We start from the raw sequence: 23,899 nt of genomic DNA, 5'->3' as shown, positions 1-23,899 counted from the left end.
GCGTTACGGTGCCTGACCAGACGATTGACAGACTATAAGGACCGTAGATTAAATAACTTGAACGAAATAATTTGCCTTTTGGCCCATCTACTTCGTTACATCAAAGGTCCAATAGGCCTGCTATTCAACCTTTAATGCGCCTTGTAGATGAACCAAAATTCGACGTTATTTCTGCCCAACTTATTTAATCTGCGGTCCTAAGTGTCTTTGCCTTTGGACCACTTTGTTTCGGTGTTTGTCTTTTGAGAAAATTTCGCGTATAAAGATACAATACTCGGTGTTTATATTCTTTTTTTGTGAATGATTATTCTTTGGTCATAATGTCTATTCACCGACCAGGCCAAATTCATCTACATTTGTTTTTTTTTAAAACTTTCAGGGTGGACACTTCGTGGCCGATGTTATGATCAAGCCCTGATTTTTATAGAGCTTAGCCTGTGTCGGATTAAATCACACAAAAAATTTTCGTCAAGGTCTTGCTACGCATGGTCGCATAGCAAGGAACTCAGTAAATTTACAGGAAACATTAGTTAAATATTACTAATCATTTAGACAGGAGTTATGAATGAAGCAAAAATTAATCCTCCTATTTTCGAGTTTTACGGTGATATTTTTATTGACGAGTAATGCGAATGCAACATCTGTAGTTCTTTCAGATATGCCGGCATACAAGTGGTATCATGGTTGTGGTCCGACTGCCGCGGCTTCAATTTTTGGGTACTATGACCTCAATGGATACGATTCTTTATTTGACGCAAGCGGATGGGATGACGTCCGAGAAACATCCAATGTACAGGATGAAATATCAAGCCCTGCACATAATTCAAAGTACGATCCTCAGCCGGATGCATCTGGTCCTGCTCCTCCGGACACCAGTATTGCCGATTTTTTTCATACCTCTGAAAACCAACCTTATGGATGGAGCTATCTTAGCTATGCCGATGATGCATTTATAGACTATGCAAGTTACCGTGGTTATGATGATTGGAATGCCTGGAATGAACGTTTTGGAACTTTTACATGGGATGATTTCACAAAGGAAATCGACAATGATCGCCCTATGATGTTCTTAATTGATACAGATGCTGATGGTGGAACAGATCATTTTGTTCCAGTTTTTGGCTATGATGATGTGGCTATGAAATATGCATGTTACACTACTTGGTCAGAAGAGGAGGCTATTAGTTGGCGATCATTTCAGGATTTGCGAAATTCTTGGGGTATAGGATATGCTACTTTTGTCTTACCTGGCGTTTCAGATGCGGTACCAGAACCTGCCACTATGATATCTTTGGGTATTGGTTTAATCGGGCTTTCCTGGATTAGTAGAAAAAATAACGCATAAGGAATTCAGGGACATCCAGAATAAATTTTGGATAGAGGGAAACGCAGATCTCCCTCCAACTTCTTCGTTATCCTTTAACATATTAATAAAACTGCTAAAATTATACCCATTTGATTTCATACGCGTAATATTTTTCGCTCGAAAATAAGGTAACCCGAGTAGAATTTACCACCGCTTACCGATGACCCCTGTATGGGAAAAGCTTACCAATATGCTGTGTCGAAAATTTATAATTTCAGTTCTCCGGGTATGAGACATACCGGGATGGGTTCCATTTTATGTCGGTTGGCCCGGTTGAATTTCCGGTATACTTCCAGAACATCTTTCTGGTGATCTGTTATTTCCCGATTTTTGTCACCGGCTTCATACCCCATGGCCCACTCCAGTTGCTCATAGGACGCACCGATCTGGCTTTCGTCCGTACGGTTGTCTTCCCAGAGTCCGTCGGTTGGCCGGGCTGACAGTATATCCGGGCTTACACCAAGATAGCGGCCCAGTGCATATACTTGGGTTTTCATCAAGTCTGCAATGGGGGATATGTCCACACCGCCGTCTCCGTATTTGGTGTAAAATCCCACGCCGAAATCCTCCACCTTATTGCCGGTACCGACCACGAGCATACGGTGATGGGAAGCGAATGAATACAGAGTGATCATGCGAAGTCTGGCCCGGGTATTGGCCATGGTCAGGCCATCTTGAATCTCAGACGGCAGGGTCGTTTTTACCTGTTCAAACACCGGCGTTAAGTTGACATCATGGCCTGTGACATTGTCATAGGTTTTGGACAGCCAGGCAATGTGTTCTCCGGCTCGGCAGACCTGGTCCGATGCCTGGTGGATGGGCATGTTCAAGGCGATTACAGGGTAACCGGTCCTGGCGCATAACGTTGATGTGACAGCGGAATCAATCCCGCCGGATACACCGATGGTGAATCCCTTTAATCTGGATGCGTCGACATAGTCTTTCAGCCAGTTGATGATGTGGGCAGCCACTTTTTCTGCGTTCATATTGTTTCCTTGCATGAATGGGTTGCTTGGGGGTTCAAATCCCGGCAGGTGAACTGCCGGGCGTATTCGTACAGGATAATGGAAGCGGCAACACTGACGTTCAGACTTTGGGATCGGCCGTACTGTGGAATGGTCAGCCGCTTTACTTCCTGGAACAGATCCGGTTCAAAGCTGATACCAAACTCCTCGTGGCCAAACACAAAAGCGCTTTTTTCGGGCAGGTTCACATCCATCACCGGATCTCCCTGGCCCGGCTCGAGTATAAAGGGGGTATATCCCCTTTCAAGCAGTTCGGCGTAACAGGAGAGGAACCGGCTGTGGAATTTTGCCGGTACGTGTTTGAATGCGCCCCTGGCAGGTGCCGGATCAAAAAAATTCGTACCGATGAGATGAACCTCATGGCAGCCAAAGGCTTCTGAACTTCTGAATATTTTGCCGATGTTAAAGGTGGGTTTCAGGCCGTCCAGAACAATGATGCATTTATGAATGCCCGGCGTAGCCAGGCGGTTTTTATTCCGGTGGCGGCGGAATCGGCGCCTTGCCTCTTCCTTTGCTTCCTTGATCATCATTCTTGCTTTGTAGGAGCCCATGAGCCTTTTTCCCAGTTAACATTTCAGTGTTTTGTATACACCCTTGCTCTGAAAATTGCAAAATTGTTTAACTGTGTTTTTTTCGAGTTTCTAAAACAGCCATGGTCAGGCGGGACGCACAGATCAGTTCGCCTTTATCGTTTTTAATGTCAATGTCCCATACCTGGGTGGTCCTGCCTATGTGTAACGGTGTGGTTCGGCCCGTGACCCGGCCCTGGGATACGCTTTTAATGTGATTGGCTTTGATTTCAAGGCCCACGCTGTAAAATCCTTTCTCAAGGACCATCTGGGCGGCGCAACTGCCAAGGGTTTCGGCCAGGACCACCGAGGCTCCGCCGTGGAGGATACCCATGGGTTGATGGGTGCGGGCGTCCACAGGCATGGATGCGGTCAAAAAGTTTTCACCTTTTTCTTCAAACGTAATATCCAGGAGACCTATCATTGTATTCTCTTTGAACCGGTTCATATCATCAACAGTGAACTCTTTTTTCCAGATCATGTTTTGTCCTTAATTTCTTTATACTGATTTGGGCTCAACGGTTTCGGGTTCAACAATTTGCTTTGTTCGTGCCATTTTTTTTCTGGTGTTGTGCGGATCGCGTCGTTGCGTCATTACATATTTGATTTGAAGGAACTTTGCAATAACGGCTGTTGTGTATTTTCAAATCCTTTTGAATAAGGTATTGTTTGATATTCGAATTGTATTTGGGAAATTACATTTCTCTTTGCATCGTTCGGTCTTTAAAAGGAAAAGACATCAGTCTTGTGGTTTTATGCCTTTTCCTGATGCAATTCTGACAATCCTATGACAAAAATAATTATCAAAGGTGTTTAACAAAAAATCAAACTAAGGAGACGCACCATGCCAATCGTTAATTATCAGCAATATTGCCACATGCTGGACAACGCCAAACAAAACAAGTTTGCATACCCGGCCATTAATACTACCTCAAGCGAAACCATTAATGCCGCCCTTCTGGCATTCAAGGAAGCCAATAGCGACGGCATTATCCAGGTCTCCACTGGCGGCGGCAGTTTTGCCTCGGGTCTGGGGGTAGGAGAATCTTATAAAGGCGCCATTGCCCTGGCTGAATTTGCCCATGTCATGGCCGCCTATTATGATGTTAATATTGCCCTCCATACGGATCATTGTCACCCTGAATATGTGGATCCTTTTTTAATGCCCCTGATCCAAGAAACCGCAAAGCGCCGCGCCAAGGGACTGCCCAATCTGTTCAGCTCCCACATGTACGACGGATCTGCTTTGCCCATGGCTGAAAATATTGCCGCCTCCAAAAAAATTATGGCGGACTGTGTGGCCAATGACCTGATCCTGGAAATTGAAACCGGCGTGGTGGGCGGCGAGGAAGACGGCCATGATACGTCAGGTGTGAAAAAAGAAAAACTGTATACAACACCCGAAGATATGGTACTGGCTGCAAAGGAACTGGGTTCCATGGGACGGTTTCTTTTGGCCGCCACCTTTGGGAATGTGCATGGGGTGTACAAGCCGGGTAATGTGGTGCTCAAACCCACAATTTTAAAAGACGGTCAGGAGGCTGTGGCCAAAGCACTTGGTGCCGACACCCGGCTGGACCTGGTGTTCCATGGCGGATCCGGTTCTGAATTAAAGGATATCCACGAGGCTCTTGATTACGGGGTGGTTAAAATGAATGTGGACACAGACACCCAGTACGCCTATACCCGGCCCGTGGCGGACCATATGATGAAAAATTATGATGGTGTGCTCAAAATTGAAGGGGAAGTGGGCAACAAAAAAGTGTACGACCCCCGTTCCTGGGGCAAAAAAGCTGAACGGGGCATGGCTGACCGGATCATGCAGGCCTGCCGGGACTTACGATCCGAAGGCACTTCCCTTGGGAAAAATATTTGAAGGAAAAAAAGTGAGAACGCTGTTCCTGTTTGTTTTTGCCCTGTCTTTATTAGTGATACAGACAGCCCAGGCGTCAACCCCGAAAGATATCCTTGTCATGGCGTTTAATATTGATGAGATTATCTCATTGGATCCGGCTGGAATTTTTGAATTTGCCAGTGCTGAATATGCCGCCAACGCATACGATCGCCTTATTAACTATAATGTTGATAATGTCAGTGCGATATATCCGGGCATTGCTGAAAGCTGGGAAATTTCCGATGATGGTTTGACATACACATTTAAAATCAGGAACGGTGTCTCCTTTGCCTCGGGCAACAAGCTGTCGGCAGACGATGTTGTCTTTTCCCTTCGCCGTGTTGTCCTGCTTGACAAGTCGCCGGCCTTCATTCTGACCCAGTTTGGATTCACGCCTGAAAACGTGAAAAAGACCATTACCAAGGTGGATGATTACACGGTGAAAATCATTGTGGATCAGGCCTACGCCCCCTCCTTTTTTCTCTACTGTCTGACCTCAACAGCCGGGTCTGTTGTGGATAAAAAAGAGGTGATGGCCCATGAAAAGGACGGTGATCTTGGCCATGGCTGGCTTAAGACCGGATATGCCGGTTCCGGGCCCTATACATTAAGAACCTGGAAGGCGTCGGAAATCATAATATTGGATGCCAACAAAAATTACTGGGGGGATGCACCCCAATTGAAACGCGTCATTATCCGTCATATTGTCGGATCTGCCAGCCAGCGTATGCTGCTTGAAAAAGGCGACGTTGATATGGCAAGAAACCTGACTGCGGATGATTTGAAAAGTCTGGAAAGCAATAAAGATATAAAAATCCAGAAAAGGGCCAAAGGCAGGATCTATTACCTGGGGCTGAACCAGAAAAACAAGTATCTCAAGATACCCGAGGTGCGCCAGGCACTCAAGTATCTGATTGATTATAAAGGTATGGAACAGAGCATCCTCAGGGGCAAGGCCACCCTCCATCAGGCCTTTTTACCAGAAGGCTTTCTGGGCGCACTGGAAGAAACGCCTTTTTCCCTTGATATTGAAAAAGCAAAAGCACTTTTAAAAAAAGCCGGTTTTGAAAACGGCTTCACCGTCAATATGGACACAAGGAGTGCCGAACCTGTCACCTCCATGGCCCTTTCCATCCAATCCACCTTTGCCAAAGCCGGCATAAAAGTTGAAATTATTCCCGGAGACGGTAAGCAGACCCTGACCAAATACCGCGCCCGCCGGCACGACATCTATATCGGAGACTGGGGACCGGACTATATGGATCCGCACACCAATGCAGACACCTTTGCCCGGAATCCGGACAATTCGAATGACGCAAAATTCAAACCCCTGGCCTGGAGAAATGCCTGGGATATCCCGGAAATGACCCGAAAAACTGATGCGGCAGTGCTGGAAAGAGATACGGCCAAACGTGCTCAGATGTACCTGGATCTCCAGCGGGAACACCAGCGGGTATCTCCTTTTGTCGTTATGTTCCAGGATATTGAAGTCGTGGCTGAAAGGGCCAATGTTAAAAATTTTATTTTGGGTCCAAGTTTTGACAGTAATTTTTACCAGTACACAACCAAATAGCACACGTGCGCTTTGAAAGAGGGCATCCTAGGCATCCCATTGCCAATGGTGTCCTTTTGCTTGATGATCAAGTTTTATCTATATCTATACCCGGCGCACGAATAATCCCTACGATTTATATTCATGTCTGAACTGCTAACAAGGACAACATTGGTCAGAACGCTGAAACAGACGGTTCGGATACTGGTGATGTTGGCAACCACTTTTTTAGGTCTTTTGCTGATTACCTTTCTCATCGGCCGGGTGGTTCCCATTGATCCGGTTCTGGCCGTGGTCGGAGACAAGGCCTCCCCCCAGGTTTACGAAAACGCCCGCATTGCCATGGGGCTGGACCTGCCGCTGTGGAAACAGTTTTTGATCTATATCGGCAATGTGGTCACAGGGGATTTCGGCACATCCGTACTCACGGCCAATCCTGTGATTGACGATATTTTAAGGGTTTTTCCGGCCACATTTGAACTGGCCGTCACGGCTACGGTCATCGGCATTGTACTGGGCATTCCCCTTGGCATATTTTCGGCGGTAAAACAGGGTAGTTTTTGGGACCATGTCATGCGTGTCATCGGCCTGTTTGGCCATTCCCTGCCCATTTTTTGGCTCGGGTTGATGGGGTTGATGTTTTTCTATGTCCGGCTTGACCTGCTGCCGGGACCGGGCAGGGTGGATATCTTTTATGAGGGCATTGTGACGCCTGTCACCGGCTTTTTGATGATAGACAGTATTCTTGCCGGGGAGTGGGAAATATTCAGAAACGCCGTGTATCATCTGATTCTTCCGGCATCCCTTCTCGGGTATTATTCCATGGCCTATCTGCTGAGAATGACCCGGTCCTTCATGATCGAACAGCTTCGCCAGGAGTATATTCTGACTGCCCGGGTTAAAGGCGTCAAAGAGTGGAACGTGATCTGGGGACATGCGTTAGGCAACTGTGCCATTCCATTGATTACCGTTATTGCCCTTAGTTTTGGGACCCTGCTTGAAGGCTCGGTGTTGACGGAAACCGTTTTTGCCTGGCCGGGCCTGGGCCTGTATCTGACCAATTCCCTGCTCAACGCCGACATGAATGCGGTTTTAGGCAGTACCATTGTTGTGGGCGCTATTTTTCTTGGGGTTAACCTGTTCTCTGATTTTTTATATAAAGTGGTGGACCCAAGAGCCCGTTAATTTCTTAGACAGTCTATCGAATGATATTTAAATGATGACAACTAACGCATTAAAAACAGGCGGCATGAAGGACTGGCTGCTGGCAGATACGCCAAAGTCAGCTTTCCAGGCCTGGGGTGGCAGAGCCTATCTGGGCCTGCTGGCATTCATGAAAAATCGGCTGGCGGTTCTGGGGCTGCTGATTATTGTGGCCCTGATTGTCATTGCGGTACTTGCACCTGTCATTGCGCCCTATGATCCGGTGGAAACGAACATCGGCCACCGTCTTCAGCCATTGTCCTTTACCCACTATTTCGGTACCGACGAGATGGGCCGTGATATTTTTTCCCGGGTTATTTGGGGGTCTCGCCTGACCCTTTCCGTCATCGGCCTTGTGGCCATCATTGCTGCACCTGTGGGCATTCTTGTGGGCACGGTTGCAGGATATTTCGGCGGAATCATTGACACGATGCTCATGCGCGTCACAGATATTTTTCTGGCGTTTCCCAAACTTATTTTGGCTTTGGCCTTTGTTTCCGCCCTGGGCCCGGGCATTGAAAATGCCATTATTGCCATCTCCATTACCTCCTGGCCACCCTACGCCAGGATCGCCCGGGCAGAGACCATCACCATCAGACATTGCGATTTCATTAAGGCCATCAGGCTGCAGGGCGCAAGTGCCTTAAGGATTATTATCGGCCATATCATGCCCCTTTGCCTGCCGTCGTTGATTATCCGGGTTACCCTGGATATGGCAGGGATCATCCTCACCGCCGCGGGATTGGGGTTTCTGGGTCTGGGTGCCCAGCCGCCCTCTCCGGAATGGGGGGCCATGACCGCCGGCGGAAGAACGTATATCATTGACCACTGGTGGCTGATCACCATGCCCGGGACCGCTATCTTTATTGTCAGCCTGGCATTCAACCTTCTGGGGGACGGGCTTCGTGAAGTCCTTGACCCGAGGAGTGATAACTGATGACCGGGAATACACCACTGCTCACGGTAAATGATTTGTCCGTGGTCTTTCCTTCTCCCAAGGGAGATGTCTGTGCGGTTAACCGTGTCAGCTTTGCCATGGGCAGAGAAAAAATAGGGATTGTGGGGGAGTCCGGTTCCGGAAAATCCGTGACCGGTCGGGCTATTCTGCGTCTGCTGCCGCCCTATGCCAGGGTCAGGGCATCGGATATTACCTTCAAGAGCAGAAATCTTCTGACCTATTCCGAAAAACAGATGCGAAAAATCAGGGGCATGGAGATCTCCATGGTCATGCAGGATCCAAAGTACTCCCTGAATCCGGTCAGAACCGTGGGAGAGCAGATCCGCGAGGCCTATACCATCCATCATAAAGCCGGAAAAAAGCAGGCCCGGCAAAAGACTTTAGATATGCTTAACGCCGTCAGGATCAGGAATCCGGAGCAGGTCTACGGCCTTTACCCCCATGAAGTATCCGGGGGCATGGGTCAGAGAATCATGATTGCCATGATGCTTATCCCTCAGCCCAGTCTGCTCATTGCCGATGAGCCCACCTCCGCCCTTGACGTTACGGTGCAGCTCCAGGTCCTTGCCATCCTTGATGATCTGGTCAGTGAACGGGGCATGGGGCTTATTTTTATTTCCCATGACCTGGCGCTTGTCTCCTCGTTCTGCGACAGGGTGATCATTATGTACGGCGGACAAATCATGGAAGTGGTGGATGCGGGCAATCTTCATAAATCAAATCATCCGTACACAAAAGGATTGCTTTCCTGTCTGCCTAAAATAGACGGCACCCAGGATCATTTGCCCACGCTTGTCCGGGATGAAGCCTGGCTTAAATCGGCGCCTATATGTGTCCATGGAGAGGCTTCGTCATGATTGCCGTTGAGCATCTCAACGTTTTTTTCGGTCATGGACAGACCCGCAACCATGCAGTAAAGGATGTTGGTTTTACCGTGGAAACGGGTGACAGTTTCGGTATAGTGGGAGAGTCCGGATCAGGTAAATCAACCGTGCTTAACTGTATTTCAGGACTTTTGACCCAGTGGACAGGGCGTATGGAAATTGACGGCATCAGGTTGAAGCAAACAAGGAACATGGCGTTTTACCGCAAAGTTCAGATGGTTTTCCAGGACCCCTACGGCTCTCTTCATCCCAGGCATACCATTGACCGGACACTCAAGGAACCTGTGAAAATACACCGGCTTGGGGATGCCAACCGTCGGGTGGCGCGTGTCCTTGACGAAGTAGGGTTGGGCGCAAAATTCAGGTTTCGGTTTCCCCACCAGCTTTCCGGCGGGCAGCGTCAGCGGGTGGCTGTGGCCCGGGCACTTATCCTTGATCCTGAAATTATTCTGCTTGATGAACCCACCTCTGCCCTTGATGTCTCCATCCAGGCCGAGGTGCTCAATCTGCTCCAGGATATCCGAAGGGGAAAAAAATTGACCTATATCCTTGTCAGTCACGACCTTGCCGTGGTCTCCCATATGTGCAATACCCTTCTGGTGATGAATCGTGGAAAAACCGTTGAAACCATAACCCGCGATCAACTTAAAAGCGGTGCGATCAGTGAAAAGTACACAAAGCAGCTGCTGGTTGCCGGCAAGGGATATGACCGAGCCGCCATTGACCAGTTCCAGGATTTCAGATGAAAAAAGAGCCTCTTTTAGGCCTTATAACGGTGCTGTTCTGGTTCACTTCCGCCACGGCGTTTGAACTGACCCTTCGATATCTGGATGTGTTCCAGGTGCTGTCTGGACCGGGCTGTTGCTTATTTTAACCGGGATCGGTATTCAGAAATATCAGGAGTTTAAGCGGTTTTGATGGTCCGTTTAAAAGAATGGGTTCCGGATATTTTGGAGACTGCATTGTACAAGAATTTATGATATCATAAGCCCAGGTGTTTGATGCTGTGAGTTTTGCAGGTGGTATAATTTTTGCGAATTATCCTGCCAAAGGACTGATAAGCTTAATTCATGGAAGCGTTACCGGAATCCAGAGATAAATGTTTAACCTGAAGGGTTAATCAGGAGGATAAAATGAAAAATAGATATTTGAAGTTTTCAACCCTAATCATTCTTGTGTTTTTTTGTTTAACCACCATCATGCCTGCCGCAGCCTTGGCGGGGCCGGGGGAGAACCCTAATTATCGCAGGGGCAGGGATGGTCACGGTCCCGGGAAAAACCACAAACCTGGAAGAGGGCATGATACGGTTTTCAAGCATGTTCCGCCCGGCAGCCAAAAGGTCAGGCACAGGGGAGATAACTATTATTCCCACAGAGGCCGCTTTTACAGGCATGGACCTAAAGGGTATTTCTGGGTTCGTCCGCCGATAGGTATCATTTCCTACAGTCTTCCGGCTGCTGCCATCACGGTGTTGATCGGGGGATTAACCTATTATGTGTATGATAGTGTGTATTATAGAAGGGTGCCTGCCGGATATCAGGTGGTACAAGTGCCCACCCAAACGACAACCATTGTACATACCCCCCCTGCTGTACCCATGGACCCGGCAGATTCCGGAACCCAGGCTGTGGTAACGGCCAAAATTTTGAATGTCCGGTCCGGTCCGGGAAGCAACCATGGCGTTTTGACCCAGACTTATATGGGTAATGTTCTGATCATACAGGGCAGTGCGTCTGACTGGTATTATGTCCGACTTCCTGATAACACCTATGGCTGGGTCATGAAAGCGTTTGTGACCATTACCGGCAACGGGGCCCAGGGGTAATAACGGCCATGGCCGACCTGGTCTTTCACCGAGGTTAGGCCACAACAAATCATGAAAGAACCTAACCGGTTAGTTCAGTTCTTTCATATAAAATAATAGAGGAACAGGTTATGTCTCTATCATTTGTTAATAAAGTTCAGGAATGTGCACGATTTATACAGGAACGCATGCAGGTGCGGCCTGTTGCCGGCATGATAACGGGAACAGGCCTTTCCGATACCCTGACTGACCTTGTGGTCCACCAGGTGTTCCCCTATGCGGGGCTGCCCCATTTTCCCCAGGCCACGGTGGACAGCCACAAAGGGAGCCTTGTGCAGGGAACCCTTAACGGCAGGGATCTCCTTGTTTTTCAGGGGCGGATACATATGTATGAGGGATATTCCCCACAGCTTGTCACATTTCCGGTAAGGCTGCTTCAGGCCCTTGGGGTGCCAATGCTTATCCTTACCAATGCCGCCGGCGGCATCAATCTGGATTTTAGTGCCGGAGACATTATGCTCATCCGGGACCATATCAACCTCACCGGGCAAAATCCCCTTGCAGGCCCCCACGAGGAGTCCTTTGGCCTTCGGTTTCCAGATATGACCCGGGTGTATGATCCGGATTTGGGACGGTGTCTCGTTGACATTGCTGCCCAGGAGAAAATCCAATTACACGCCGGGGTGTATGCAGGTCTTTTGGGGCCAAGCCTTGAAACGCCTGCGGAAACCCGGTTTCTGAAAAATAGCGGCGCTGACGCCGTGGGGTTTTCCACGGTAATGGAGGCCATTGCCGGGGTTCAGGCGGGTATGAAAATTTTGGGGGTTTCCCTGATTACCAATATCAATGATCCTGACGCGCCTGAACAGACCACCCTGGAGGCTGTGGTGGGGACTGCAGCAAAAGCATCTGACAAATTGAACCGGATGATTACCGGTTTTGTGGGGCAACTGGCTTAATAAGAGTCCATTAAATATGAGGAAATACCATGAGAATCGTCACCCGGCCTGACTTTGACGGCATTGTCTGCGCAGTCCTGCTGCGCCAAGCCCTGGAATCGTCTTTACCGATACACTGGATAGAGCCCAATGACATTCAGTCGGGTTCCGCTGATATCCAGGATGGTGACATCCTTGCCAATCTGCCCTGGCATCCCCATGCACATTTGTGGTTTGATCACCATATCTCCAACAAACCCGCGAAAGACGTGGCCGGGGCCTTTGACATTGCACCGTCGGCCGCCGGTGTTATTTATAAGCATTATAAAGCCCAAAATCTTCTGGACAGCCGCTTTGATGAACTGGTGGATCAGACTGACATGATTGATTCTGCCGATCTGACGCGGGAACAGGTCAAGGCGCCCGAGGACTATCCTTATCTGCTTTTGTCAATGACCATTAAAAATGACGGTTTCCAGGATATCCCTTATTGGGAGCGCCTGGTGGAGATGCTTGGTAAAATGGATATTGACGCGATATTAAATGACACCGAGGTGGACAGCCGGTGCCGGGAAGTGATCGAGGAAAATAAGGCATTTAAATATTATCTGGAAACCTATACCACCATGGTTGATCGTATTTCCGTAACCGATTTTAGAAGCCTTGAGAAAGTACCTTCGGGCAATCGTTTTTTGACCTATTCCCTGTTTGCCGACTCCATTGCCAGTGTAAAGATTCGGTATGCCGGGCAGGACAAAAAAGAGGTTCTCATCAGCGTTGGGCAAAGCATTTTCAATCGTGAATGCCGGGTGAATGTGGGGGCCATGCTTGCCCGCTACGGTGGTGGCGGGCATTTCGGAGCCGGCGGATGCACGTTGGATGCCCATGATGCCCAGGAAAAAATTGACGAAATTCTGGTTTTTTTAAAGGCTAATCAGGAGTGCGAATAATTTCATGATTTGTTGTGGCCTGACCTCGGTGAAAGACCAGGTCGGCTATGACCGTTTATATGAAAGTTCCAATAAGTTACTGAATTATTTTCATGCTCTGTTGTGGGTTGAGCCTCGGTATTGATAGACCAAGTCAGCCCATGGCTGTTATTCAAATTTTCTGACTTTGTCCCTGATGGAGCCGTTTTCCGTAGCTTCCATGAATTCATCCCCTAACACCCGGCACATATCCGCAGCTTTGTTCCAGGCCGAAATTCTTTCATTATCCCGTCCCATGAGCCGGATAAAATCCTGACGGTCCGGGATGCGGCCAAAGGGTAGGGTGGAAACAAATCCGGGAGACGGGGCCAGAAGAATCATCCGGTCCACGGCCTTTCCTTTAAGCCTTCGTTTGGAAAATTTTTTATCAAACCATCCAGGTGTCAGTTCAGTATAAAAGTGGGGATACAAAATAAAACCGGTCTGTTCAGGATTTAGGGAAAATGCCGGGTGGTAATCCAGAAGGCCTCCGTCCCGGTAAGTGCCCCCAGGTGCGCCCGCAATATGCGTCACGCCCGCCATGACCATGGGGATGGACCCTGATGCCAGAATTGCTTTGGAAAAATTTTTTCGGTCAAGGGGGATGGGTGTTGTGGGAAAATTGTTTTCCTTCAGTATCCTGGTGTCATATTGGGGGTGATGGAAGAGGACGCGTTCAAAGCAAAACTGCTGAAGTTTTCTGGATATTGCATTCAGGGCAAAGGCCTGACCTACGCCAATGGCCTGGACAGCACTGTGTTTTGATCCAATGAGTCCTTTGCACCGGGCGGCTGAAAAACCAATGCGAATCCATGGATGGTCTAAAATTTCATCAATGGCCTGGTGTGTGAGAAATTCATTCATGATCCGGCGGGTTTCCTTGGCTATCTGAACTGTCGTACCCCTGCCTTTATAATACTGATGGATATAAGCGTGTTTGAGGCGGTCAAAGGCCTCCCGACAGTTGGTCTGGGCTGCTGCTGCAAATTTCCATGCTCCGATGGAGGTGCCAAACAGGTGCAGGGGCCGGGTCCGGCCTGAAAACCACTGGGTAAAAATTGCGGAATCAAGCCCGTGAATACAGAGCCATTTTGCTGCACCCGATGCCCCGAGCATGGCATCAATATCGTCAGGTGAAAGACCGTTTTCTTTGATATGGCGGTATGCTGTTGCGCCGGCAAGGATGGTGAGATTGTCTGACATGGGGGATTACCTTACTTTTCTTTTCTTATAATGTTGGGAACGGGTGGTCATTGATAAATGCCATGATTTTCCCGGTATCCTCTCATTTATCAATGACTGCAATAGTACAGGGACAATAGCATAAGGATCTTCATATGAAAATTAAATACCTGCTCAAAGGGATTGTCATCGGTTTCCCTGTTGAATAATGTATCGTTTACGCGCGGGACATGTTTCACATGGTGGAGAAACCGGATGTATTTTTAAATGAGTTGAGCCGATTGGTTAAAAAAGAGGGCACAATAATTATTGAAGATGGACATCAACCCCGAACCAGACGATTCAGAAAATCAAACAAGCCGAATGCTTGAATATTATCCAGGAAACCAAGTCTCATGTTAAGGACCACAGATTAAATAACTTGAACGAAATAGCTTGCCTTTTGGCCCCTCTACTTCGTTGCATTAAACTTGATCATCGAGTTAAAGGTCCAATAGGCCTGCTATTCAACCTTTAATGCACCTTGTAGATGAACCAAAATTCGGCGTTATTTCTGCCCAACTTATTTAATCTGCGGTCCTAAGGAATGGGTTTTAAATAACTTACCCATTTTGTTATATCCGGGAGCGCAGGCGTCCCGCCTGCAGTAACAATGCGGGCGAGACGCCCGCGCTCCCATTCCTAAATGTCAACGGTCATGATTCCCGGTCTACCAGTGGTATCGAGACTTCATCACTGACTGCATGTTACGAATCACCAGGAATGCTTCTTTAAGGCGGTTGCGATCAATGTGCGAAAGGTTGTCCGGTGACACAAAGTTGTCCATTTCCTTGCCGGCTTTGACCTGTCTTGCCTGGTGCTGATTGCGCAGATGGTTTATAAACTCAAGAGCATTGCGTAGCTCCTTGGCACTGTCGATAGAGATAGCTTTGCTGCTTTCCATCAAATCAAGGCGATCGAGGGTATTGATTGCGCTACTGCACTGGGCAAGGGCGTAGATACGGGCAAGGTCCACAATGGGGACAATGCCGTTGAGCTTGATATCAAATGTATGGTCGTGTTCTCCTCCTTTGATTAATACAAAATTACGGAAAAACCCCAGCGGTGGTTTGCGGGAAAGCGCGTTCTTTGTCATATGGCCCAGGAAGATACGATTGCCGCGGGTCTTGCCCATCACATGATCACGCAGGTCTTGAAACAGGCTGCGGTTGCCGTATATGCAACGTAAATCAAAAAAAACACTGGTCAGCATCAGGGCTTCGGGCTCAGGCTGGTCAATCCACTGGTTGAAATTTTTTTTCCAGACTTTCAGGGGTTGGCGCCAATCATAGTTGGTCGCCATCATGTCGCCGGGGCAGTAGATGTAACCACAGGCGTTGAGTCCATCACAGACATGTCTGGCCAGCAGACTGAAGTATTTGCTATGCTCTTCTGGAATGTAATCATCCGCCAGGATCAGGATGTTATCCTGATCTGATTTGGCAATCTGTTCTTCTCGCGCCTGGGAGCCTGCGGCGACCCAGGCGTAGGCCACGGGAGCAGGCCCCAGTCTTTTTTCGGCCAACTGAAGCAGGCGGATAGTGACGGCATCTGTGATAGACGTAATCAGGTGCCCTACGCTCATGGCTGTTGCCCCGGTAGCGACCAGATTGACCAGCAGCTCGGGAATCTTTGTCGTTACTTGCTTTATCCTGTCAATATCAGTGTGTTTGTAGATATCACCAATAATATAGACCGTAGAGCAGGTGTGCTGTCTGGTGAGATCAGTGGTGGTAATCATGCCCGCCAGGCGGTTGTTGTTCATCACCGGCATATGATGGACCTTGTAGCGGGCCATTTGAAGTTGGGCCTTAAAAGCAAAATCGCTGCTGTTAATAGTCGCCGGGTTCTCGGTCATGATTTCACTTACCCTGTCGTTAGGGGCCAGCCCCTTGGCAATAACCCGGTTGCGCAGGTCACGGTCGGTAACAATCCCCATCAGTTTTTGTTCGCGGCGTTCTGGTTCGTGGTATATAAGGATTGAAGAGACACGCTTTTGGCTCATTACCTGGGCAGTCTCCTGTATGGTGGCTGTAACGGGCACTTTGACCGGGGTGCGGCTTAACAGTTCTTTGACCTGCGTAAGCATCAAGTTGAGCTGGGTCTGATCACTTTGAACGAACAGGCTTGTGGCTTCACGCTGCCGTCCTTTTTGCACTTCATCGGAGGTGTCGAAGAAACAGTTGAGCTGGGCATTTTGATCGCAAATCCTGTATAGATCAGCAGCGCGGAGCTGATATACCAGGGTGTCCGCCATGGCAAATGCTTTGAGCTTGTCCCGGCTACCGACGTGGGATGAACGATATCCAAACATATCATCTTCACCCAGGCGGGCCTGCAGCTCACCGTCTGCGGTCTTAAGTTCCACCTCTCCGGTACGGATCAGGTAAAGGTGATCAAACAGGGTTCCGGTATCAGGTATCTCGGAACCTTTGTGAAAATAGCGTATCTGTAGCTTTTCCGGCAAGTCGGACAACGTTTTTTCCGACAATAGGTCAAATGGATGCTTGTTTGCCAGAAAGCTGCGTATTTCCTGTAATTCAGTATTCATTTGCCTTATTTAATTCCTTTCTCGAAAGTCGTAAGTTTTTTCAAAAAAAGACGTGACATTTAAAATAGAGGGCGCATTTTAGACCTTTTAAGGTGTTTTGAAGGACCAAATTCAAACAAAAAAGGCCCCAAAATGCTTGAGTATATTTACCAGACTCTACGATTTTTCCGCAATTCCTTTTCAAGAAATATTACCTGGCCGATATAGGCTCCCTCTGACCTGATAAATTGGCATTCCGTAACAGCCTGTCGAAGCCGAATCGGCTGCACAGGTAAACTTGAAAAGGAGTACGTTGGGCATATATAGGGCTCATGAAGCTGTTTGACTAGTTGATTTAAGCATGATAGGTTTGTGTTCTATAAAAAGAGCATATTGCTTTATTATGATCTATATACAACCCAAAAGATAAAAATGCCAAAGTCTATTACACGCACTTACTCACGGTATAGCACAGATGCAGCCGCCTTGCTCGGCGCGTTGATCCGAGAAGCACGTAATGATCGCAAACTTACCGCTCAAGAATTGGCGGATCGTGCTGGTATTTCCAGAGGGCTTTTGCAACGCATTGAAAAAGGCAACCTTAAATGTGAAATTGGGGCTGTTTTCGAAGTGGCAACCATTGTCGGTATCAAGTTGTTTGAGGCAGATGGAAGCGCTTTGAGCAAACAGCTTCGTCATATAAAAGAAAAATTGGCCCTCATGCCAAAATCTGTTCGAAAGAAGACAAAAAAGGTGAACGATGACTTTTAGGACAGAAAAAGAAGCCTTTGTCTGGATTTGGCTCCCCGGTGAAACGGAACCGGTTGTGGCTGGGCGTCTTGAAGCAGATAACGGCAATATCATGTTCAACTATGGTAAAAGCTACCTGGAGCGTGTTCATGCCGACAACCCTGCAATTGCAATTTATGAACCCGAATTGCCGCTGAAAACTGGCATGTTACCTTTACTTGAAGGGTTGGGCATGCCTGGCTGTATAAGGGATGCGGCACCTGATGCCTGGGGAAGACGTGTGATTATCAACAAAACATTAGGGCTGAAAGGAACCGACACAGATACAGCCGATTTAGATGAATTGACATACCTTCTGGAATCTGGGTCCGACCGAATTGGTGCGCTGGATTTTCAACAGTCTCCAACAGAGTATGTGCCGCGTAATGTAAGCAATGTCAGCATGGAAGAGCTGATTGCATCTGCTCAAAGAGTCGAGCAGGGAATTCCCCTTACTCCCGAGTTGGATCAGGCGCTTTTTCATGGCAGCTCCATAGGCGGGGCTCGCCCCAAAGCCTTGATTGAAGAAAACGGTAAAAAATACGTTGCCAAATTTTCATCCAGCACAGATCTGTACAGCGTCGTGAAAGCGGAGTACATTGCCATGCGGTTAGCTGAACTGGCAGGACTGGATGCCGCATCCGTCGCATTGAAGAAAGCCGCGAACAGAGATGTTCTTCTGATAGAGCGATTTGACCGCGAACCCAAAGCAGACAAGTGGACACGCAAGGCTATGGTTTCGGCTCTGACACTTTTTGCTTTGGATGACATGATGGCGCGTTACGCCAGCTATGAAACATTATCTGAGATTATCCGCCACCGTTTTACCAATCCAAGGCCGACACTCAAAGAGATGTTCTCCCGGCTTGTCTTCAATATTCTATGCGGAAACACAGACGATCACGCACGAAACCACGCAGCCTTCTGGAATGGAACTGAGCTGACACTGACACCTGCTTATGATATTTGCCCACAAGGCCGTACAGGCAATGAGGCTTCACAGGCCATGCGCATATATGGTGAGAACAATATGAGCAGTCTCAAGTCATGCTTAGAGACCGCGCACAATTTTCTGATCACCCAAGAAGAGGCCCGAAATATATTTCATAACCAGATTACCGCGATTGAGCAACATTGGGAAATTGTCTGTGAAGAAGCCGAGCTAAATGAGGTGGATAAAATGCTTCTTTGGAAACGGCAGTTTTTAAACCCTTATTCGATTGCACTATAGTTGCAATGGTCAAATTAATGTTTGAACCTTGCTTAACATCTTCTACAAAAAAACGCTAATGTCACGCCTGTCATAGATCATTGAAGACGGGCATCTACTCCGAACTAAGACCACTCAGGGTGCTTGAAAAGTATTCAGGAAACCAAATTTGATGTTAATTTCAGCGGGCATGAATCAAGTTTTCAGGGCAATCGCCTGTTTAAACATAATGGGAGGACAGCAACATGCTTGAAATTGAAAACGTCGTTTTGTTAATCGTTGATATCCAGGGCAAATTAGCACACTTGATGGACAAAAAAGAGATTTTGTTCAAGAACGTGCAAAATCTTATTAAAGGGAGTCGGGCTTTAGACATTCCTATTCTTTGGGTAGAGCAGAATCCCCAGGGATTGGGGCCGACAATTCCAGAAATTGCAGATATGTTGTCCGATATTCAGCCTATCAGCAAAATGAGCTTTAGTAGTTGCCGGAATGATTCATTTCTGCAAGCGCTGAACGCTCTGGATCGTAAACAAGTATTGATTTCAGGGATTGAAGCACATATCTGTGTCTATCAGACCGCAGCAGATCTTGTGGATATGGGCTATGAGGTTCAAGTTGTGACGGATGCCGTATCTTCAAGAAACTTGGAAAATAAAGAAATCGGTTTGCAAAGAATGAGAGAGTCTGGTGTCAGTTTGACAAGTGTTGAAACCGCACTGTTTGAACTGCTTAAAGTGGCTGAAGGAGATCAATTTAGGCAGATTATCAGAATTATAAAGTAATGGGGTCGCCCAACACACAGATGTCTGGCGAGCCCTGTCTTATTACCTGAAGCATGAAAATAACGGCCGTCCTTTTTTGGATTGCTGAACGCATAGATGCCGTTGCTCTATATCCGGAAAATGCCATCAAAAATAATTGCGCAATTTCAGTTCAAACGGATGGGGATTGAGATAGGTCTGATCCTTAAGCCAGGGCTGATCGTATTTGCGCACATAATGGTTGATCAGGGTCAAGGGCACCACCAGGGGAACATAGCCTTGTCTGTATTGGTCAAATAGAGACAGCATCTCCTGCTTTTCATCTGCACTCAGATTTTTTTTAAAAAAGCCCAGGATATGCATGAGGACATTGATATTTTTTTTTATGGTGGTTTTCAGGTCAAGGGCCTTTAAGAGCAGGATTTCATATTGTTCAAAAAGCGCCTGGCCCCCCTCTTTTGCGATGATTTCTTTGCCCTTGGCCACAAGCTTTCCCATCTGGCGGTAATGGGGCTGGCTGTGGGAGAGAATCAGCAGCTTGTTTTGGGTGTGAAAGGCCACAAGGCCCCCTAAATTTTTCTGCTCTTCAACCAGCTTTCGCCATCGTCTGAGGCTGAAGATTTTTTCAATGAAATTTTCTCTTAACTGGGGATCATTGAGGCGTCCGGCCTCTTCCACAGGGACTCTGGGGAAATTTTCGCAAAATGCTTTTGCAAAAAATCCTGTTCCGATTTTCCGGACCTTGCCGTCATCACCGTAGACCCTTATCCGGTAAAGGCCCGAGGACGGGGATTTACTTTTAAATATAAATCCGCACAGGTTTTCCTTTTCAAGGGCGGCCAATTTTCCGGGAATCCAATCCGTCATCATCCGGGTTTTATCCTCATGGGTATTCCGGGTTTCCAGGCGCGGGGCAGCGGGGTCCCCCACCAGGCGCACCGACTCCCTGGGAATGGGCATACCGCACTCCACTTCGGGACAGACGGGCACATAATCAACAAACAGCGAGAGGGTCTGGGTCAAATAGCGGTCATGGCTGTGATTCCCGTCATAGCCCACCTTTTTACCCAGAAGACAGGTGGATGCGCCTATCTTGATTTTAGGGATATCGATTGAGGTTTTGTCAGTTTCCGTTGTCGTAATTTGGGCTTTGCCGGTCATGGTACCTCCCTTGGGCTGTTTCCAAAATATAATGAAGTCTTTTTATCCCGGTTCCAGGTTGGTTTGCTCTTAAGGCCTATTCCGTTTAAAATGAGATTTCATTTAATTGACAGAATTTCTTTGAGTATATAGATTTTAAGACGAATATCAAAGCGCATATTTTACTTTCAGGAGGCATTGCCCCCATGAACGGAATCATCACGGTCAACGACAAGTTCCAGAAAGGAGTTGTATGTCACATTCATCCGAATCACAACCGACCCCATTATCTGACAAACCCGTCCTGGTCGCCGGCGCCACAGGCTATGTAGCAGGCCGGCTCATCCCGCTTTTGCTGGCATCCGGCCACAGGGTCAGGGCCATGGGACGATCCCTTGAGAAAATGGGGTCAAGGCCCTGGGCCAGGCATCCCAAAGTCCAGCTGATCAGAGGCGATATCCAGGACATGGCCTCCCTTGAACGGGCTGTTGATGGCTGCGGCACCATCTATTATCTGGTTCACTCCATGATCTCCAAAAAAAAGGGATACAGGGATGCCGACCGCATCGGCGCCCAAAATATGGTCCGGGCTGCGGCCGCTCGAAACGCAGACCATCTTATTTATCTGGGGGGCCTGGGCGAGATGGATCATCCCAATATCAGCCGCCATCTGGTTTCCCGAAATGAGGTGGGAAATATCCTGATGAACGGAACGGTGCCTGCAACCGTGCTTCGGGCTGCCATGATTCTGGGCTCCGGCTCTGCCAGCTTTGAAATCCTTCGCTACCTTGCCGAGCGCCTGCCGATTATGATCACTCCTCGCTGGGTGCATATGCCCACCCAGCCCATTGCCATCTCCAATGTCCTGGGCTACCTTCAGGGCTGTTTGAACACTCCGGAAGTCAGAAATCAGACCTTTGATATTGGTGGTCCTGATGTTGTTTCATACAGGGATCTGTTCAGAATATTTGCAAAAACAGCCGGGCTTCCAAGCCCCCTGATGATACCTGTGCCGGTGCTCACCCCGAAGCTGTCAGCACTGTGGATTCATTTGGTCACCCCGGTACCCTCCGCAATTGCGCTCCCCCTGACCCAGGGGTTGAGCCTTCCCACCATCTGTCAGGATGACCGCATTCGTAAAATCATTCCCCAGGAACTTATTTCCTGTGAGCAGGCCATTGAACGGGCCCTGGACCGGGTCAGCCAGGAACAGGTGGATACCTGCTGGGCCGATGCCGGTGAATTGAAATTTCCGGAATGGGAGCATTGTGGGGATTCAGACTATTCCGGGGGCACCCTGCTCACATGCGGGTACAAGGCGACAGCTGCGGCTGCGCCCCAGGATATCTGGCCTTATATCCAGGCCATTGGCGGAAAAACCGGGTATTATGCCGCAGACCTGCTCTGGGGAATCCGGGGAGTGATGGATAGTCTTTCGGGAGGGGTGGGCCTTAACCGGGGCAGGCGGTCTGCCAAAGAACTCTGGATAGGCGATGCCCTGGATTTCTGGCGGGTGCTGGACTGCGATCCCCCGGGACGCTTGCTGCTGCTTGCTGAAATGAAAATGCCGGGCCAGGCCCTTTTGGAGATCACCCTTACCCGAATTTCAGAAAAAGAATGTGAAATCACCCTTTTGTCAAGATTTTTGCCCACAGGGATTTTGGGTATTGTATACTGGTATGCGCTTTATCCCTTTCATCAATATGTATTTTTCTCAATGCTCAAAGGCATTGTGAAGTCAGCAGGGGTTAAACGCTTAACCGGACCCTGGCGGTTCACCCCTAAAATTCCATGATACTTCACAAGGAGAACCCATGACATCTTCTGTCTGTTGCCGATCCTGTATTCTGCTGCTGTCTTTCCTTCTCCTGTTTTTTGGGGGCTGTTCCCCCCAGGAGAAGCGGAATTTTTCAGAAGATGTGTGGGAAAAAGCAGTATCCCAGACCCAGGAAACAGATTTTTATGCCCCGCATAAAAAAGATGACCGATATTTTGCCCCCTGGATGAAAATGCCGGATAAAAATTTTCTGGATGTTCTGGGTTGGAAGTTTTTTTCAAAAACAAATTATACAAAAGAGGAGAGGGCGTTTTTGCCCAAAATTTTGCCCCACGCCCTGGCACGTATTCAAGAGACCCGGGGAGATTTTATCCTCTGGATCGGGCACAATACCTTTCTTGTTCGCACAGGAGAACAATACTGGCTCACAGATCCCATTTTTTCAAAACGTGCCCTGATTCCTAAACGTAAAACACCGCCCGCCTTGACCCTGAAAGAACTCAATACCCTGGTCAAAGCCCCCAATATTATTATCTCCCACAACCACTACGACCACCTGGATCGTGGGTCTATAAAAGGCCTGCCAAAGGCTTCCCGGGTCTTTGTGCCCAAAGGCCTGGCGGTGATGGTGAAAAAGATGAACAAACCCCATACCCTGGAGATGGACTGGTGGGAAGAAAAAAACTTAAGCCCCGGCATAAAGCTGGTTTGTCTTCCCACCCAGCACTGGTCCATGCGCATCAACCAGGGCCGGAACAAAAGCCTGTGGGCAGCCTGGCTGCTGATCACGCCGGCCACCACCTTTTATTTTGGCGGGGATACCGGCTATTTTAAAGGGTTCAAAGAGACCAGGAAAAAATATCCGGGCATCGACTATGCCTTCATCGCCACCACAGCCTACCATCCCAGATGGTTCATGCACTACCAGCACATGAATATCCCGGAAGCTGTCAAAGGCTTTAAGGAATTGGGGGCAAAATATTTCATCCCCACCCAGTGGGGCACCTTTCACCTGGGCAGCGAACCTGCCGGCTTTCCCGGCCTTGAACTCAAACGCTTTATCCAGGCCCGTAATCTGGGTCCATCCCGGTTTAAAATTATGGATATCGGTGGAATTTTAAAAATTAGTCCATAGGTCTCCCGGCTCTCCGCCACCACAATTTTTTCATGATTTGCATGTCTCTTTTATCGGTCCAGTTTAAGGGAGAAGCGCATTAGTTTGGTCCGTAAAATTTAGTGTTATGGCCATGACGATTTGTTGTCGTCGTTCTTGTCTTAGGTATTCTTTCATGATAGTATGGAATTA

Annotated in this window: 23 protein-coding genes; 17 read left to right on the top strand and 6 right to left on the bottom strand. The window is 48.3% G+C overall.

Annotated features, from left to right (window positions below; all coding sequences use genetic code 11):
* The first annotated feature begins 565 nt into the window (after positions 1–565).
* Positions 566–1,345, top strand: a complete 780-nt coding sequence (locus tag EYB58_RS02460; protein ID WP_111955364.1) for a PEP-CTERM sorting domain-containing protein — start codon at positions 566–568, stop codon at positions 1,343–1,345.
* A 227-nt stretch (positions 1,346–1,572) separates the two neighbouring features.
* On the opposite strand, the gene nadE is transcribed toward EYB58_RS02460, so the two are convergent.
* From nadE to EYB58_RS02445, 3 genes are all read right to left on the bottom strand, one after another.
* Positions 1,573–2,352 carry an NAD(+) synthase gene (gene nadE, locus EYB58_RS02455; protein ID WP_111955362.1) on the bottom strand — a complete coding sequence of 260 codons (780 nt, stop codon included), beginning with the start codon at positions 2,350–2,352 and terminating at the stop codon, positions 1,573–1,575.
* Complete coding sequence (locus EYB58_RS02450; protein WP_111955360.1) at positions 2,349–2,942, bottom strand: TrmH family RNA methyltransferase; 594 nt, start codon at positions 2,940–2,942, stop codon at positions 2,349–2,351. The genes nadE and EYB58_RS02450 overlap by 4 nt, the downstream gene beginning before the upstream one ends.
* A 67-nt stretch (positions 2,943–3,009) precedes the next feature.
* Positions 3,010–3,441 (bottom strand): hotdog fold thioesterase, encoded by a 432-nt coding sequence (locus tag EYB58_RS02445; protein ID WP_111955358.1) that lies wholly within the window; start codon positions 3,439–3,441, stop codon positions 3,010–3,012.
* A 363-nt stretch (positions 3,442–3,804) separates the two neighbouring features.
* Here EYB58_RS02445 and fbaA point away from each other — a divergent pair, with 363 nt between their 5' ends.
* The 10 genes from fbaA to EYB58_RS02395 all read left to right on the top strand — a co-directional run bounded on the left by fbaA (position 3,805) and on the right by EYB58_RS02395 (position 13,144).
* Positions 3,805–4,836, top strand: coding sequence for a class II fructose-bisphosphate aldolase (gene fbaA, locus EYB58_RS02440; protein WP_111955356.1), 1,032 nt, complete (start codon positions 3,805–3,807; stop codon positions 4,834–4,836).
* Between the two features lie 10 nt (positions 4,837–4,846).
* Positions 4,847–6,427 (top strand): ABC transporter substrate-binding protein, encoded by a 1,581-nt coding sequence (locus tag EYB58_RS02435; protein WP_111955491.1) that lies wholly within the window; start codon positions 4,847–4,849, stop codon positions 6,425–6,427.
* A gap of 123 nt (positions 6,428–6,550) precedes the next feature.
* Complete coding sequence (locus tag EYB58_RS02430) at positions 6,551–7,591, top strand: ABC transporter permease (RefSeq protein ID WP_165477746.1); 1,041 nt, start codon at positions 6,551–6,553, stop codon at positions 7,589–7,591.
* 31 nt (positions 7,592–7,622) lie between these two features.
* The gene (gene nikC, locus EYB58_RS02425) at positions 7,623–8,546 is read left to right on the top strand and encodes a nickel transporter permease (RefSeq protein ID WP_111955354.1); all 924 of its coding nucleotides are present in this window, start codon (positions 7,623–7,625) and stop codon (positions 8,544–8,546) included.
* Positions 8,546–9,424, top strand: coding sequence for an ABC transporter ATP-binding protein (locus EYB58_RS02420; RefSeq protein ID WP_111955352.1), 879 nt, complete (start codon positions 8,546–8,548; stop codon positions 9,422–9,424). Before nikC ends, EYB58_RS02420 begins: the two co-directional genes overlap by 1 nt.
* A complete protein-coding gene (locus tag EYB58_RS02415) occupies positions 9,421–10,197 on the top strand; it encodes an ABC transporter ATP-binding protein (RefSeq protein ID WP_111955350.1) in 777 nt (258 codons plus the stop codon). The genes EYB58_RS02420 and EYB58_RS02415 overlap by 4 nt, the downstream gene beginning before the upstream one ends.
* Complete coding sequence (locus EYB58_RS24365) at positions 10,194–10,325, top strand: hypothetical protein (protein ID WP_278186346.1); 132 nt, start codon at positions 10,194–10,196, stop codon at positions 10,323–10,325. Before EYB58_RS02415 ends, EYB58_RS24365 begins: the two co-directional genes overlap by 4 nt.
* A gap of 259 nt (positions 10,326–10,584) precedes the next feature.
* Positions 10,585–11,277 (top strand): SH3 domain-containing protein, encoded by a 693-nt coding sequence (locus EYB58_RS02405; protein ID WP_111955348.1) that lies wholly within the window; start codon positions 10,585–10,587, stop codon positions 11,275–11,277.
* A 110-nt stretch (positions 11,278–11,387) separates the two neighbouring features.
* Positions 11,388–12,215 carry a purine-nucleoside phosphorylase gene (locus tag EYB58_RS02400; protein ID WP_111955346.1) on the top strand — a complete coding sequence of 276 codons (828 nt, stop codon included), beginning with the start codon at positions 11,388–11,390 and terminating at the stop codon, positions 12,213–12,215.
* A gap of 29 nt (positions 12,216–12,244) precedes the next feature.
* Complete coding sequence (locus EYB58_RS02395) at positions 12,245–13,144, top strand: exopolyphosphatase (RefSeq protein ID WP_111955344.1); 900 nt, start codon at positions 12,245–12,247, stop codon at positions 13,142–13,144.
* A gap of 147 nt (positions 13,145–13,291) precedes the next feature.
* Here the strand turns inward: EYB58_RS02395 and EYB58_RS02390 are convergent, their stop codons facing one another.
* On the bottom strand, positions 13,292–14,365 hold the full coding sequence (locus tag EYB58_RS02390; RefSeq protein ID WP_111955342.1) for a patatin-like phospholipase family protein: 1,074 nt from the start codon (positions 14,363–14,365) through the stop codon (positions 13,292–13,294).
* A 191-nt stretch (positions 14,366–14,556) separates the two neighbouring features.
* On the opposite strand from EYB58_RS02390, the gene EYB58_RS24655 reads away from it, so the two are divergent.
* Positions 14,557–14,715 carry a methyltransferase domain-containing protein gene (locus EYB58_RS24655; RefSeq protein WP_368733850.1) on the top strand — a complete coding sequence of 53 codons (159 nt, stop codon included), beginning with the start codon at positions 14,557–14,559 and terminating at the stop codon, positions 14,713–14,715.
* Positions 14,716–15,053: 338 nt separating this feature from the next.
* Here EYB58_RS24655 and EYB58_RS02385 read toward each other — a convergent pair whose 3' ends face one another.
* Positions 15,054–16,934, bottom strand: coding sequence for a DUF294 nucleotidyltransferase-like domain-containing protein (locus EYB58_RS02385; RefSeq protein ID WP_111955340.1), 1,881 nt, complete (start codon positions 16,932–16,934; stop codon positions 15,054–15,056).
* A 351-nt stretch (positions 16,935–17,285) separates the two neighbouring features.
* Here EYB58_RS02385 and EYB58_RS02380 point away from each other — a divergent pair, with 351 nt between their 5' ends.
* The 3 genes from EYB58_RS02380 (at position 17,286) to EYB58_RS02370 (ending at position 19,697) form a co-directional block, all read left to right on the top strand.
* The gene (locus tag EYB58_RS02380) at positions 17,286–17,684 is read left to right on the top strand and encodes a helix-turn-helix domain-containing protein (protein ID WP_242637520.1); all 399 of its coding nucleotides are present in this window, start codon (positions 17,286–17,288) and stop codon (positions 17,682–17,684) included.
* Positions 17,674–18,933 carry a type II toxin-antitoxin system HipA family toxin gene (locus tag EYB58_RS02375; protein ID WP_111955338.1) on the top strand — a complete coding sequence of 420 codons (1,260 nt, stop codon included), beginning with the start codon at positions 17,674–17,676 and terminating at the stop codon, positions 18,931–18,933. Before EYB58_RS02380 ends, EYB58_RS02375 begins: the two co-directional genes overlap by 11 nt.
* A gap of 224 nt (positions 18,934–19,157) precedes the next feature.
* Positions 19,158–19,697, top strand: coding sequence for a hydrolase (locus tag EYB58_RS02370; protein WP_111955336.1), 540 nt, complete (start codon positions 19,158–19,160; stop codon positions 19,695–19,697).
* Between the two features lie 126 nt (positions 19,698–19,823).
* Here the strand turns inward: EYB58_RS02370 and EYB58_RS02365 are convergent, their stop codons facing one another.
* Positions 19,824–20,837 (bottom strand): YbgA family protein, encoded by a 1,014-nt coding sequence (locus EYB58_RS02365; protein ID WP_111955334.1) that lies wholly within the window; start codon positions 20,835–20,837, stop codon positions 19,824–19,826.
* A gap of 232 nt (positions 20,838–21,069) precedes the next feature.
* On the opposite strand from EYB58_RS02365, the gene EYB58_RS02360 reads away from it, so the two are divergent.
* Together EYB58_RS02360 and EYB58_RS02355 are read left to right on the top strand one after the other, a co-directional pair.
* Entirely contained in the window at positions 21,070–22,611 is a 1,542-nt protein-coding gene (locus tag EYB58_RS02360; protein WP_111955332.1) for an SDR family oxidoreductase, read from the top strand.
* A 19-nt stretch (positions 22,612–22,630) separates the two neighbouring features.
* Entirely contained in the window at positions 22,631–23,728 is a 1,098-nt protein-coding gene (locus EYB58_RS02355; RefSeq protein ID WP_111955330.1) for an MBL fold metallo-hydrolase, read from the top strand.
* Positions 23,729–23,899: the final 171 nt, after the last annotated feature.

The sequence above is a fragment of the Desulfobacter hydrogenophilus genome (assembly GCF_004319545.1).
Taxonomy (GTDB): Bacteria; Desulfobacterota; Desulfobacteria; order Desulfobacterales; family Desulfobacteraceae; genus Desulfobacter; species Desulfobacter hydrogenophilus.
The sequence above is the reverse complement of the archived record's forward strand: the minus strand, read 5'-3'. Positions and strand labels throughout refer to the sequence as shown.

Coding starts and splice junctions, on each gene's coding strand:
- EYB58_RS02390 (WP_111955342.1), bottom strand. CDS start 14,365: ATGTCAGACAATCTCACCATCCTTGCCGGCGCAACAGCATACCGCCAT.
- EYB58_RS02400 (WP_111955346.1), top strand. CDS start 11,388: ATGTCTCTATCATTTGTTAATAAAGTTCAGGAATGTGCACGATTTATA.
- nikC (WP_111955354.1), top strand. CDS start 7,623: ATGATGACAACTAACGCATTAAAAACAGGCGGCATGAAGGACTGGCTG.
- EYB58_RS24365 (WP_278186346.1), top strand. CDS start 10,194: ATGAAAAAAGAGCCTCTTTTAGGCCTTATAACGGTGCTGTTCTGGTTC.
- EYB58_RS02395 (WP_111955344.1), top strand. CDS start 12,245: ATGAGAATCGTCACCCGGCCTGACTTTGACGGCATTGTCTGCGCAGTC.
- EYB58_RS02430 (WP_165477746.1), top strand. CDS start 6,551: ATGTCTGAACTGCTAACAAGGACAACATTGGTCAGAACGCTGAAACAG.
- EYB58_RS02460 (WP_111955364.1), top strand. CDS start 566: ATGAAGCAAAAATTAATCCTCCTATTTTCGAGTTTTACGGTGATATTT.
- EYB58_RS02370 (WP_111955336.1), top strand. CDS start 19,158: ATGCTTGAAATTGAAAACGTCGTTTTGTTAATCGTTGATATCCAGGGC.
- EYB58_RS02405 (WP_111955348.1), top strand. CDS start 10,585: ATGAAAAATAGATATTTGAAGTTTTCAACCCTAATCATTCTTGTGTTT.
- EYB58_RS02375 (WP_111955338.1), top strand. CDS start 17,674: ATGACTTTTAGGACAGAAAAAGAAGCCTTTGTCTGGATTTGGCTCCCC.
- EYB58_RS02360 (WP_111955332.1), top strand. CDS start 21,070: ATGTCACATTCATCCGAATCACAACCGACCCCATTATCTGACAAACCC.
- fbaA (WP_111955356.1), top strand. CDS start 3,805: ATGCCAATCGTTAATTATCAGCAATATTGCCACATGCTGGACAACGCC.
- nadE (WP_111955362.1), bottom strand. CDS start 2,352: ATGAACGCAGAAAAAGTGGCTGCCCACATCATCAACTGGCTGAAAGAC.
- EYB58_RS02445 (WP_111955358.1), bottom strand. CDS start 3,441: ATGATCTGGAAAAAAGAGTTCACTGTTGATGATATGAACCGGTTCAAA.
- EYB58_RS02415 (WP_111955350.1), top strand. CDS start 9,421: ATGATTGCCGTTGAGCATCTCAACGTTTTTTTCGGTCATGGACAGACC.
- EYB58_RS02365 (WP_111955334.1), bottom strand. CDS start 20,837: ATGACCGGCAAAGCCCAAATTACGACAACGGAAACTGACAAAACCTCA.
- EYB58_RS02355 (WP_111955330.1), top strand. CDS start 22,631: ATGACATCTTCTGTCTGTTGCCGATCCTGTATTCTGCTGCTGTCTTTC.
- EYB58_RS02420 (WP_111955352.1), top strand. CDS start 8,546: ATGACCGGGAATACACCACTGCTCACGGTAAATGATTTGTCCGTGGTC.
- EYB58_RS02385 (WP_111955340.1), bottom strand. CDS start 16,934: ATGAATACTGAATTACAGGAAATACGCAGCTTTCTGGCAAACAAGCAT.
- EYB58_RS02450 (WP_111955360.1), bottom strand. CDS start 2,942: ATGGGCTCCTACAAAGCAAGAATGATGATCAAGGAAGCAAAGGAAGAG.